Source organism: Citrobacter sp. MGH 55 (assembly GCF_016906145.1).
Lineage (GTDB): Bacteria > Pseudomonadota > Gammaproteobacteria > Enterobacterales > Enterobacteriaceae > Citrobacter_A > Citrobacter_A amalonaticus.
Window position 1 is genome coordinate 4,585,047 of the sequence record NZ_CP070239.1, and the last position, 12,635, is coordinate 4,597,681.

General features: G+C 52.8%; 9 protein-coding genes. 7 read left to right on the forward strand and 2 right to left on the reverse strand.

What is annotated here, in order from left to right:
• Positions 1-381: 381 nt before the first annotated feature.
• Both mngB and mngA read right to left on the reverse strand, forming a co-directional pair.
• Entirely contained in the window at positions 382-3,015 is a 2,634-nt protein-coding gene (mngB, locus tag JTI98_RS19100) for a mannosylglycerate hydrolase (protein WP_216081675.1), read from the reverse strand.
• A gap of 19 nt (positions 3,016-3,034) precedes the next feature.
• Positions 3,035-4,951 (reverse strand): PTS 2-O-a-mannosyl-D-glycerate transporter subunit IIABC, encoded by a 1,917-nt coding sequence (mngA, locus tag JTI98_RS19105; protein WP_216082269.1) that lies wholly within the window; start codon positions 4,949-4,951, stop codon positions 3,035-3,037.
• Positions 4,952-5,127: 176 nt separating this feature from the next.
• Here mngA and JTI98_RS19110 point away from each other — a divergent pair, with 176 nt between their 5' ends.
• The 7 genes from JTI98_RS19110 (at position 5,128) to JTI98_RS19140 (ending at position 12,575) form a co-directional block, all read left to right on the forward strand.
• Positions 5,128-5,847, forward strand: coding sequence for a GntR family transcriptional regulator (locus JTI98_RS19110; RefSeq protein ID WP_216081676.1), 720 nt, complete (start codon positions 5,128-5,130; stop codon positions 5,845-5,847).
• 497 nt (positions 5,848-6,344) lie between these two features.
• Positions 6,345-6,794 (forward strand): methylaspartate mutase subunit S, encoded by a 450-nt coding sequence (glmS, locus tag JTI98_RS19115; RefSeq protein WP_043001347.1) that lies wholly within the window; start codon positions 6,345-6,347, stop codon positions 6,792-6,794.
• Positions 6,794-8,182 (forward strand): methylaspartate mutase accessory protein GlmL, encoded by a 1,389-nt coding sequence (gene glmL, locus JTI98_RS19120; RefSeq protein ID WP_043001348.1) that lies wholly within the window; start codon positions 6,794-6,796, stop codon positions 8,180-8,182. Before glmS ends, glmL begins: the two co-directional genes overlap by 1 nt.
• An 18-nt stretch (positions 8,183-8,200) precedes the next feature.
• Positions 8,201-9,646, forward strand: coding sequence for a methylaspartate mutase subunit E (locus tag JTI98_RS19125; RefSeq protein WP_043001349.1), 1,446 nt, complete (start codon positions 8,201-8,203; stop codon positions 9,644-9,646).
• Positions 9,646-10,887 carry a methylaspartate ammonia-lyase gene (locus tag JTI98_RS19130; protein WP_043001350.1) on the forward strand — a complete coding sequence of 414 codons (1,242 nt, stop codon included), beginning with the start codon at positions 9,646-9,648 and terminating at the stop codon, positions 10,885-10,887. The genes JTI98_RS19125 and JTI98_RS19130 overlap by 1 nt, the downstream gene beginning before the upstream one ends.
• A gap of 3 nt (positions 10,888-10,890) precedes the next feature.
• Positions 10,891-12,261 carry an acyclic terpene utilization AtuA family protein gene (locus tag JTI98_RS19135; protein ID WP_044256532.1) on the forward strand — a complete coding sequence of 457 codons (1,371 nt, stop codon included), beginning with the start codon at positions 10,891-10,893 and terminating at the stop codon, positions 12,259-12,261.
• A complete protein-coding gene (locus JTI98_RS19140; RefSeq protein ID WP_042320615.1) occupies positions 12,258-12,575 on the forward strand; it encodes a DUF4387 domain-containing protein in 318 nt (105 codons plus the stop codon). The genes JTI98_RS19135 and JTI98_RS19140 overlap by 4 nt, the downstream gene beginning before the upstream one ends.
• Positions 12,576-12,635: the final 60 nt, after the last annotated feature.

A 12,635-nucleotide genomic window follows, 5' to 3' on the forward strand; every position in this document is an offset into this window, starting at 1 on the left:
TTAACTCGTTTCACGTCGGTTTTCCAATGTTTAAACCTTGATTTAAATCAAAAACAGGACTTTTTGTTAACTATGTTTAAATGGAGTAATTATGGTGAAAAACATGTTGCAAATATGTGCATCTACGGGAGGGATGGTTACTAAGTGAAAATGTATATATAAAAAAACAGTGTTTTAATTAACGCCAACACAGGAATTTATCTTCCCTTTCCCGATGAGTTCAGCGTAGACAATTTATTGTTATTTGCCAGGATATAAATTTCACGCGTCAACATTCACAATTATTTCACTTTTATAGTGGTATAAATTAACACCGCACAGTTATTATTCTGTTAAGAAAAAAGCCACGCGATGCGTGGCTTGTGTCTGTTTGCTGGCTATTCACACAATTTTGTAGCTGAACGTTCGTGTTTGTCCCGGCAAAACCGGGCCGAAGTCGCTACGCTTTTCATCAACGCTCTTAAGCGGCTGCTCATCCAGGCGCGTTTCTGTACACGATTGAACCACGCTGCCGAAGGCAACCGTTGCGTCGCATGGCTCCGAATCGGAGGGATTAAACAGGCGCAGGATCAGTTCATCTCCCCCTTCAGCTTTCTTCAGGGTACTCAACTGACACCCAACCGGTGGCATAGTGAATAAACTGTAGTGGTCAGGCGTCATGAAACCGGCCTTGTTCAGTTTCATCGCATCCCACGGAATCTTGTTATAACACTGTACGGGTGTGAGCCAGGCCCTGGACTGCTGAGCAATACCGGCATTCACAGGCGTACCGGTATAACTGAAAAGGCTCAACCGACAGTGCAACCGTCCGCGCAGTTGTGCATCCGGTACCGCCATTTTAATGCCTGAAGGACGACCTGGACGCAAAAGCAGATCCTCTTTCCCCAGTAGTCCTACACCGCGTAGTAGCGTGATGGCGAAAGTTTTTTCCCGGTCACCCAGCACTTCAAATTCCCGCAATCCTTCAGTGAAAACTGCCAGACCATTTCTGCCCTCCTGAAGCGTCGCATAGTTAAGCATATTCCAGACGGGAATCGGTGCCTCTTTCCAGCCCTCTTCCCGCCAGTTTGCCAGTGCGGGATCCCACACGGGGCGACTCACCGTACCAAACTGCGTATCTGCCAGCACAGTGTCGGTCACAAACGGAGTGGGGATCAGTACCCGCAGACGATGATCGTCTGCCTGATTATCCAGAAGGACTTCAATATCAATTCGCCTGCTGTTGTGACTCAGGATGACCGTTATTTCAACCCCAACCCTACCGCTACGCTGGCGAGCGCAACGTTCCGTAAGATTGAGCGGCACGTCCATTTGATAACGAATCCGCGCCCGGCTTTGCCAGGCTTCATGGGTCATAACACACTCTGCTTTTACCGATGCGGAAGTCAACCGCCACTCTTCTCTGGCGGGCGAGTAGTCATACTCATCCCCATCATCAGATCCCTCTTCCAGCACCAGAACGCGGTCATAGCAGATGTCGCTTTCTTTGTCATACAGACGCAGCGTTCCGTCGTCGTTAACGGCTATCTGCCAGAACGCATTTTCCAGCACTTCTGCTCCAGGTGTTTCTGGCGCAACGTGATTTCCCGCCTCCCCTTGCGTTACGTACAGTGTGCGATAACCCATCGACGGTACAATCTGCTGGATCTGGATATCAAACTCCATAAACGGTTCGTAGTTACCGTAATGCACGATCTGCCTGTCTATCAGACCAGGATCGATTTCGCGAACCCCGCGAACAAAAAAGGGAACGGGATTTCCCCGATCGTCACGCAGGCAAAACTGATGACCTCTCAGGCGGATCGTTGTGTTAATCACCTCTTCACGCGGCCACGGCATCAGGTTAAACAGCACCAGTTTATCGCTGTCGCTGAGCGGCATGTTGTCCGTGATTTTGCGCAGATAAAAACGGATCAGGTTATCCGCCATATCCTCCGCCAGTTCGAAGCGCGCGATGATTTCCCGGTGAACCTTATCGCTGCAGCAACATCCAATGCTGTCGTGAGCATGATTTTTTAAAATCTCTTTCCACATTTTTTCCAGCAAACCGTGGTGATACTCAAAGCCAAGCGTCCAGGCCAGCGTCGCCAGAGGTTCAAGGATATTGACTACCTTATTTTCAATACGCGCATGAATGAGTTTGATGTCCATCCGCGTCGAGCCAATCGTGCGGTGTACTCGCATATACTTACCGTCAATAAACTCGCCTTTCAGCGTAGCCAGTTGTTCACGTCGATTCTCGATATGTTCAAACACCGCTTCAAAACGGCTCATCACAAACTTTCGCTGCGGGTAGATCTCGCGCAGTTTGTCCATCACCGCAAAAATGTTCTGTTGCAGCGGCATCTGATCGTGACCATTCGGCAGCAAAATCTCTTTTGTCACAGACGCTTTTTCCAGCACCTCAAAATAGCTGTCAAGCCGTTTGCGCAGCCCGTTCTCATCCTCGGGTAAGTACTTACCAATCGCGTAACCCAGTGGCAGTACCTGTGCGACGACTTCACTGCCATCGCTGCTTTGCCATAAAAACTCGGTCTTATCGGTACCGTGTCGCTCTGAACAACCGCGCCAGAACATCGTGCGGGTGATGCCAAATCCGTTGTAGATATGCGGAAGCTGTCCCGACATGCCAAAGGAATCGGGTAGATAGCCAATTTTCATCGGCTCGCCAAAAGCCAGGCAATCACGCATGCCATACAGCAGGTTACGCACAATAGACTCACCGGAGACAATCGTGGTATCCGTCTGGGTGTACCATGGGCCGATAATTAACTTTCCGGTTTGCACCAGACGTTGTACCCGACAGGTATTTTCTGGCTTTATCGCAAAGTAATCCTCCAGCACTGCCGTCTGTCCATCAAGAACGTAATATTTATAGTCGGTATCCTGTTCCAGTCGGGTGAGGATCTCTTCCATATTGTTGACCAGCAAAATGCGTGACGCTTCGGTGGTAAAATACCACTCCCGATCCCAGTGCATATGCGGGGTAATGTGAACGCGAGATACAGCTTTCATCTTCGTTTCCTGTTCAGAATTAAGACATTACGCCATCAGTCGTATATTTACCCTGCTTCACCGCATAGCGTCGCCAGAGCAGCAAAACCAGCGTTGAGATAACGGTTCCCACCAGCGCCGCACCGAACCAGCCTGCCGCCGCCAGTACGCCGCCGTACCCGGCATCGTGCAGCAAAAAGAGTGAAAAAATACCCGCGCCAGGCGTTGAGAGACCAATATTCATCGCCCCAACCATTGCCCCTGTCGCCATTGACCCGAGGACAAAGGAGCCAATCACACGCACAGGATCTTCAATCGCCATCGGGATTGCCCCTTCTGTAATACCCGCCAGCCCTAGCAGCCATGTGGATTTCCCGGTTTCAATTTCAAACTCTTTAAACAGACGGGGAGAAATTAACGTTGACGCGGTCACCGTAAATGCGGAGACCATTTTGACCGAGGCAAAGATGGCATAAGGACCGTAGACGCCGTTCGCCATCGCCCCCAGACAAAAGGCATAGGCGGCCTTATTGACCGGGCCCCCCAAATCAAATGAACACATAAAGCCGAGAATCGCGCCAAGCAGCAGCGCATTCGCCCCAGATAAACCGTTAAGCCAGGCGGTCAGGCTGTTGTTAATCCATGCCACCGGTTCGCCGACAACAAACAACATCAGGCTGCCTGCCCCCAGCGTACCAATCACCGGATAGAGGTAAAACGACAAAAAACCGTTGAATTTACTGCTCAATCGCAGGTGTTTTTTCACCCAGCGCATTAGGTATCCAGCAATTAATCCCCCTGCGATTGCGCCAAGAAAACCGGAACCGATCATGTTCGCGGCAAGCCCGGCAGCAAAACCGGGTGCCAGTGCGGGTTTATCCGCCAGAGAATACGCGGTGTAAGCCGCCAGTACAGGCACCATCAACACACCGAGCATTCCACCGCCAAGTTTGCGATACATCCACAGCCAGGAGTTCTCCTGTTCGAACAGCGGTTGCAGACCGAATATCTGCGCCAGTAATACCGCGACAGCAAGTACCGTCCCACCCGCAACAATCAGCGGCACGGCAAAGGAGATCCCACTCAGTAAGGCCTGTTTTAACTCCGTCTTAAGCCCTTTAAGCTGATGGCTCTCTTCCTGCCGCACGCGCTTGACATTTTGTGGTTCAAGCGCCAACGCTTGCCGGATCAGTTGCTCAGCATGGCGAATCGGTTCGGCGACGGGTACCGTCAGCACCGGGATCCCTGCAAACCGTTCGCTCTCTTTGATTGTCACCTCAGCGGCCAAAATACAGGCACTGGCCGAATTCAGTTGATCTGCCGTTAAGCGCCCTTCAATACCGTTAGCGCCCTGCTTTTCAACAAACACATTGACGCCCAACTTCCGTCCGGCTTTCTCCAGATATTCCGCCGCCATATAGGTATGCGCGATCCCCGCCGGACAGGCGGTCACACACACAATTGTGGGGGCGTTGAATGGCGTTGCGACCATTGGTCCATGCCCGTTGTCATCCAGCGCCGCCAACAGCTCGTCTGCACTCGTTGCCGCCATAACACGGGCTCGCGTTTCTTCATCAGCCAGCCTCGTGGTGAGCGCGGTCAACAATTGCATATGGGTACTGCCCGCCTCTTCCTGTGGGATGGCGAGCAGGAAAATCAGGTCAACAGCTTCCGGACCGTCGACCCCTTGCCAGCTCAGGGGCTTGCTGAGCGTCGCCACCGCAAAAGCGGCTTCTTTCACAGCCGACGTTTTCCCGTGTGGTACCGCCAGCCCTTCTCCTAACGCAGTCGGCCCGAGGTTTTCACGTGCAAACACGGCTTCCAGAAAGGTATCAGAATCAGCAATTTTGCCCAACGCCGTTAGCCGCTGCGCTAACGTACGAATCGCCTCTTCACGGCTGGTAAACCGGGCGTTCAGGCACAGCGCGTCCCGCTGGGTTAACGTCGTCAGGTTCATCATGATCCTCACAAAATGGTTGTTTTATGTGCGAAGGAGTGTGCCAGACAAAACAATACATTTATGTGATCATTTTCACTTAAAGCTGATGATTTGTATTTAATTTGTATTGTTTACACATTCAATTCATTAGGCATAATGTGAAAAGTCGTCTTAACAACCTGACAGAAAAAACCATGAGCCGAAAACCACTTTATCGACAGATATCCGACGGGATCCGTGAACAAATCCAGCGAGGTGAGTTGAAGCCCGGTGATGCTCTGCCGACAGAATCCGCGCTACAGGCGGCATTTGGGGTCAGTAGGGTCACCGTGCGTCAGGCGCTAAGGCAGTTAACCGAGCAGCAGATCATCGAAAGCATTCAGGGCAGCGGCACATACGTTAAAGAGGATCGGGTTAATTACGACATCTATCAATTAACCAGTTTTGATGAAAAGCTGACCGACCGTAGCAGCGATACGCACAGCGACGTGCTGGTTTTCGAAGTGATTCAGGCCGATGATTTTTTGAAAAATCAATTACAACTGGCTGATGACAAACGGGTCTGGCACGTCAAGCGGGTGCGTTACATCAAGCAAAAACCAGTCGCGCTGGAGGAGACGTGGATGCCGTTGGCATTATTCCCTGATTTAACCTGGCAGGTGATGGAAAACTCAAAGTACCACTTCATTGAAGAGGTGAAGAAACAGGTCATTGAACGCAGTGAGCAGGAGTTGATTCCACTGATGCCCACCGAAGAGATGAGCCGCCTGCTTGCTATCCCGCTCACAAAGCCAATCCTGGAAAAAGTGTCGCGTGGTTTTTTAAAGGGAGGACAGGTATTCGAATACAGTCGCAATGCGTTTAATACTGACGATTATAAATTTACGTTGATCGCCCACAGGAAACAGCGTTAATCGGAGTGCGCTTTAAAACTATTTCGACGAAGTGTTAACTGCTTCACAAATATAAAGTCAATGTAATATGCTGAATTTTTCATGTCCCAACGCGGGAATTGCAAACAACTCACCATCATATTTATCATTTTATTAACAATAATAAAATGGCGTATAGAAACATTATGCTTTATTCCGTTACGCGCCTCACACTTCTTCCTCTAAAATTATTTAAACACCTATTCAGCGCAAAGACAAATAAACAGGATTTAGATCACAAACATAGAAAGCCGTTTAATAGGAATCTATTTATTAAATATATACACCATCCAGAATAAAACATATAACTCATTGATAATAAACAATTTTTAAATTTTCATTCATAGAACAGTCGTTTTTCGAAAGATATTTTGAAAATAGATCAATTGCATCCATCGCGCCTCCCCACGACACTCCGTCCCTATTAAAACATTGCAAAACTTTTTATTTCTTACCCTGAGTCCTGGAGAGGATTACCCATGAAAAAATCAACACTCGTTATTGGCGTCATTGGTGCTGACTGCCATGCCGTAGGCAATAAAGTTCTGGACCGCGTTTTTACTGCCCATGATTTTCGCGTAATCAATCTGGGCGTAATGGTAAGCCAGGATGAATATATCGATGCCGCGATCGAAACCGGTGCCGATGCGATTGTCGTCTCTTCCATTTATGGCCACGGTGACATCGACTGCCTGGGTCTGCGCGAGCGCTGCATCGAACGCGGTATCGGCGATATCCTGCTTTATGTCGGCGGCAACCTGGTGGTCGGGAAGCATGACTTCGCAGACGTCGAAGCTAAATTCAAAGAGATGGGCTTCCAGCGCGTCTTTGCTCCAAGCCACGATCTCGAAGATGTGTGTCAGCTGATGGCAGCGGATATCAACAAGCGCCACGGCATTGAAAAGCGTTGTCTGGAAGAGGCCATCTGATGCAAACCGTCTCTGTCGATATCGGCTCGACGTGGACCAAAGCTGCCCTCTTCGCAAAGGAGGGGGATGCGTTAACACTGGTTAACCACGTTCTGACTCCGACGACGACCCATCATCTGGCGGAAGGTTTTTTCGCCAGCCTGAACCAGGTGCTGAACGTTGCCGATGCGCGCCCACTGCTCAACCGGGGTGAAGTGACCCTGAAATACTCCTCGTCGGCGAAAGGCGGTCTTGCCGTTGCCGCAATGGGACTGGTGCCGTCGATCACTCTGGAATCGGCAAAAGTCACGGCGCATTCCGCCGGGGCAAAAATCGCCCAGTACTATTCGTACAAACTGAATCGCCATGATATTCAGGCGCTGGAAGCTTCACCACCGGACATTCTGCTGTTTACCGGCGGCACCGACGGTGGTGAAGAGAGCTACGGCCTGGCCAATGCGCGCGCCCTGGCAGAGTCCAGCCTCGACTGCGCCATTATCTACGCCGGAAACCGCGACATTCAGGATGATGTCCAGGCGATTCTGGGACACAAAGATCTGACCACGGTAGACAACATTCTGCCCGATCTCGATCACCCGAATCCCTTCGCCGCCCGCAAGGCGATTTGTGATGTCTTCCTGTCCCGCATTGTGAAAGGCAAAGGCCTGGATGTGATTGTCGGTGAAACCGGCGAAGAGCCCATGCCAACACCCTGGACGGTGTACGAACTGGTCAAAGCCATCAGCGAAGTCGATAGCGCGTGGAGAGAATTCATGCTCATCGACATGGGCGGCGCGACCACCGACGTCTATTCCGCCAGTGCCAATACCCTCTCGCCCGATACCGTGCTGCACGGTGTCCCGGAGCCCTTTGTTAAGCGCACCGTGGAAGGCGATCTCGGCATGCGCGTCTCCGCCGTGGTGGTAGGCGAAAGCACCCAGGAACTGGTGAAGGTGGTATTCGCTCAGCAACCGGCACGCCAGGAGGCCTTCTATGGTTACCTGCGTCATCTGGTGGCGCATCCCGATTATCTGCCGCAGAGCGAGGAAGAGAAATACTTTGATTCTCTGTTAGCCGGACTGTGCGTCGGCTATGCCGCCGAGCGTCACGCTGGCACTAAAAAGCAGGTCTGTACCTGCGTTGGCAATGTCGATTTACAGATGGGGCGCGACCTGACCACCGTGCGCAAAGTGGTTGGCTCGGGCGGCTGGCTCTCCCGCGCCAGTCAGTTTGATATCCATCACTGGCTCAAATATCGCGAACTGGACGACGACGGTAGACGCATTCTTTTACCCACTCAGTTTGAGTACTACCGCGACGCAAAAGGTCTGCTCCCCCTGCTGGCAAACGTTGCCAGACTGGATCCCCAGGCCGCTGCGCGCACCAGCATTCACTGTTTAACCCTATAAAACCTAAGGCAGCGACGAATGGAACTTCGAAATAAAAAATTAACCCATGACGAATTTATGACCGAACGGCATCAGGTGTTGCAGACGTGGCATACCGGCAAAGACGTCGAACATTTTGAAGATGGCGTGAAGTATCAGCAGACCATTCCTGAGAAAAAACGTTTCTCTCATGCCTTGCTGAAGGCGGATCAGGAAGGGAAAACCCTGAGCCAACCGCGTGCCGGTGTGGCGTTGATGGATGAGCATATCGAACTGCTGAAAACCCTGCAGGTTGAGTGTGACCTGCTGCCGAGCACCATCGATGCCTACACCCGTCTGAATCGTTATGAAGAAGCCGCCATTGGGATCCAGAAATCTATCGAAGCCGGGACCTCAAAACTCAACGGACTGCCGGTGGTTAACCACGGTGTGGCGGCCTGTCGTCGGATGACCGAAGCGCTGGAGAAACCGATTCAGGTCCGTCACGGTACGCCAGATGCGCGTCTGTTGGCGGAGATCGCCATGGCCAGCGGCTTCACCAGCTATGAAGGCGGCGGGATCTCCTACAACATTCCTTACGCCAAGCGCGTGACGCTGGAAAAATCGATTCGCGACTGGCAGTACTGCGACCGTCTGATGGGGCTGTATGAAGAACATGGCATTCGCATTAACCGCGAACCATTCGGCCCGTTGACCGGCACGCTGATCCCGCCGTTCATGTCTCACGCAGTGGCGATTATCGAAGGTCTGCTGGCGCTGGAACAGGGCGTGAAGTCGATTACCGTCGGCTACGGCCAGGTCGGTAGCCTCACGCAGGATATCGCAGCGATTCAGTCCCTGCGTGAACTGTCTCATGAATATTTCCAGAACTACGGTTTTGATGATTACGAGCTGAGCACCGTCTTCCACCAGTGGATGGGCGGTTTCCCGGAAGACGAATCCAAAGCATTCGCCATTATCTCCTGGGGCGCAGCGGTCGCCGGTATGTCCGGCGCGACCAAAGTGATCACCAAGAGCCCGCATGAAGCCTTCGGTATTCCGACAGCGGCGGCAAACGCCCAGGGGCTGCGTGCGTCACGTCAGATGCTCAACATGGTCAGTGACCAGAAATTCCCGCCGTGTGCCGCCGTCGAGCAGGAAGTGGAACTGATTAAGAGCGAAGTTCGTGCGGTTCTGAAGAAAGTGTTTGAGCTGGGCAACGGCGACGTTGCGCGCGGCACCGTGCTGGCCTTCGAAGCAGGCGTGCTGGACGTACCTTTCGCTCCTGCCTCCTGTAACGCCGGTAAAATCCTGCCAGTTCGCGATAACGCCGGGGCGATCCGTATTCTGGAAGCCGGCTCCGTTCCGCTGCCGCAGGACATTCTCGCTCTACACCACGATTACGTCGCCGAACGTGCCCATTTCGAAGGACGTAAACCCTCATTCCAGATGGTTGTTGATGACATCAACGCTGTATCCCACAGTCAATTAATAGGAAGACCATAATGAAAATTAAACAGGCGCTTTTCACCGCTGGCTACTCCTCATTCTATTTTGATGACCAGCAGGCGATCAAAAATGGCGCAGGTCATGACGGGTTCATTTATACCGGTGCGCCGGTTACCCCGGGCTTTACCTCTGTCCGCCAGGCTGGCGAGTGCGTTTCCGTACAACTGATTCTGGAAAACGGCGCCGTCGCGGTGGGTGATTGCGCCGCAGTGCAGTACTCCGGTGCCGGCGGCCGCGATCCGCTGTTCCTGGCTGAACATTTTATTCCGTTCCTCAACGATCATATTAAGCCGCTGCTGGAAGGCCGCGATGTGGATGCGTTCCTGCCGAACGCCCGTTTCTTCGACAAACTGCGCATCGATGGTAATTTGCTGCATACCGCCGTTCGTTACGGTCTGTCGCAGGCGCTGCTTGACGCCACCGCGCTGGCCTCAGGTCGTCTGAAAACCGAAGTGGTGTGTGACGAATGGCAACTGCCGTGCGTACCAGAAGCCATTCCTTTATTTGGTCAGAGCGGCGACGACCGCTACATCGCCGTCGACAAGATGATCCTCAAAGGCGTTGACGTCCTGCCGCACGCGCTGATCAACAACGTTGAAGAGAAGCTCGGTTTTAAAGGCGAAAAACTACGTGAGTACGTGCGCTGGTTGTCCGACCGTATTCTCAGCCTGCGCACCAGCCCACGCTATCACCCGACGCTGCATATCGACGTGTATGGCACCATCGGTCTGATCTTCGACATGGACCCGGTGCGCTGCGCCGAGTATATCGCCAGCCTCGAAAAAGAAGCGCAGGGTCTGCCGCTGTACATTGAAGGCCCGGTCGATGCAGGCAACAAACCGGATCAGATCCGCATGCTGACCGCAATCACCAAAGAGCTGACCCGTCTGGGTTCCGGCGTGAAAATTGTCGCCGACGAATGGTGCAACACCTATCAGGACATCGTGGACTTCACCGATGCCGGTAGTTGCCACATGGTGCAGATCAAAACCCCGGATCTCGGCGGCATTCACAACATCGTTGACGCGGTGCTGTACTGCAACAAGCACGGGATGGAAGCCTACCAGGGCGGCACCTGCAACGAAACCGAAATCAGCGCCCGCACCTGCGTCCACGTGGCTCTCGCCGCCCGTCCAATGCGTATGCTGATCAAGCCGGGTATGGGCTTCGATGAAGGTCTCAATATCGTATTTAACGAAATGAACCGCACCATCGCGCTGTTGCAGACTAAGGATTAAGAGATGGCACGCACATTTAAGATCTTATCGCCAACGGCTATCCTGGGCTATGGCTTCCCGGAAGAGAGCTTTCGTAAAGCCATGGAAGAGTCACCGGATCTGATCGCGGTTGACGCAGGCTCCTCCGATCCTGGCCCCCACTACCTGGGGGCGGGTAAACCGTTTACCGATCGGGCCGGAGTGAAACGCGATCTGCGCTATATGATCACGGCGGGCGTTAAGAACAACATTCCGGTGGTGATCGGCACCGCCGGGGGATCCGGTGCTGCACCGCACCTTGAGTGGTGTCGGCAGATTATCCTGGAGATCGCACAGGAAGAAAAACTGTCCTTCTCCATGGCGCTGATCCCATCGGATGTCAATAAAGAGGTGGTTCACCAGGCGCTGGATAACGGCAAAATCACCGCGCTGGACTTTGTTCCGGCACTGACCCACGAGGCGATCGAAGAGAGCACCTACATCGTGGCGCAGATGGGGATCGAACCGTTCCAGCGGGCGCTGGAAGCCGGTGCGCAGGTGGTATTGGGCGGACGGGCTTATGATCCGGCCTGCTTCGCGGCGCTGCCGATTATGCAGGGCTTTGATGAAGGTCTGGCGCTGCACTGTGGCAAGATCCTGGAATGTGCGGCCATTGCCGCCACCCCAGGTTCCGGTTCTGACTGCGCAATGGGGATTATCGACGACAACGGCTTTACGCTGAAGACGTTCAACCCGAAACGCAAGTTCACCGAAACGTCGGCGGCGGCACATACCCTGTATGAGAAATCCGATCCGTACTTCCTGCCAGGCCCGGGCGGCGTGCTGAACCTGAAAGGGTGCAGTTTCAAAGCGGTAAACGATGGCGAAGTGTACGTCAGCGGTTCACGTCATGAAGCAACGCCGTATGCGCTGAAACTGGAAGGCGCGCGTCAGGTGGGCTTCCGTTGCCTGACCATCGCCGGTACCCGCGATCCGATCATGATTGCCAGCATCGACACCATTCTCGAAGAAGTTCAGGCCAGCGTCGCCCGCAACCTCTCGCTGAATGATGACAGCATCCGCATGACGTTCCACCTGTACGGCAAGAACGGCGTGATGGGTAACCATGAACCGGTGCAAACCGCCGGGCATGAGCTGGGCATTTTGCTGGACGTGGTCGCGCCGACGCAGGATATCGCCAACAGCGTCTGTTCGCTGGTGCGCTCTACCCTGTTGCACTACGGCTACGAAAACCGGATCGCCACGGCAGGCAACCTCGCCTTCCCGTTCTCGCCATCCGACATTCAAAGCGGGCCGGTGTATGAGTTCTCAATCTATCACCTGATCGAAGCCAGCGACGCCCTGCGTTTTGACTTCCATATCGAGCAGGTGACGCCAGAAGGAGTTCAGGCATGAAACACGCTATTTGCACCCTGGCGCAGGTGATTCGTTCTAAAAACGCCGGACCGTATGAACTGGTGTTAGATATTTTATTTAAAACGCGCGAAGACTATCAGCGGGTAAAACGTTCTGAGCAATTAACCCCGCAGTTAATTGCCCGCTTATATAACGTTGAACCTGATTTTATTCATCGCATCGTCTGGTTTGACCCGGCGAATGCCGTAAAAATCGTGATGCCTCGCGATATTATTTCCGGCAACGTTGGTGACAATGATGTTTATGGCGCGCAGCAGCATGCGCCGTTATTAAGTATTGAGTTCGATCTGTAACCAATAAAATACAACAACGTCCATTGGCGTACAGGATTTCGCTGTATCACTGTATTCCAG